This is a genomic window from Micromonospora fiedleri (genome assembly GCF_016774385.1).
Taxonomy (GTDB): Bacteria; Actinomycetota; Actinomycetes; order Mycobacteriales; family Micromonosporaceae; genus Micromonospora; species Micromonospora gifhornensis.
In genome coordinates this window covers 1-258 of sequence record NZ_JAETXL010000134.1, presented here as the reverse complement: position 1 = coordinate 258, position 258 = coordinate 1, and the positions used below count along the sequence as shown (strand labels likewise).

Genomic DNA, 258 nt, shown 5'->3' with positions numbered 1-258 from the left:
CCGTCACCGTCGGCAACTCACCAGTGAACTGACGAACCAGCAACGTCGACCCATCCTCCGACAACAGCACCGAATCAGCGGCGACCGTCATCGCCAGGACACCCGGCTCCCGAATCTCCTCGATCTCCACGGTCACCTCCACCCCGGCATCGTCACCCGGCTCAGCGAAAGCAGGCGAACCCACCGCCACCACACCGGCCAGCAGCGCACCGGACGCACCGGCGGCCAGCAGCCGCTTACGACTCCATGTGTTCATTC

Annotated in this window: 1 pseudogene; it reads right to left on the bottom strand. The window is 65.5% G+C overall.

Features of this window, described 5'->3' with window-relative positions:
- Positions 1-256 (bottom strand): annotated as a pseudogene (locus JMF97_RS32540) (hypothetical protein); the annotation flags it as partial.
- Positions 257-258 lie beyond the last annotated feature (2 nt).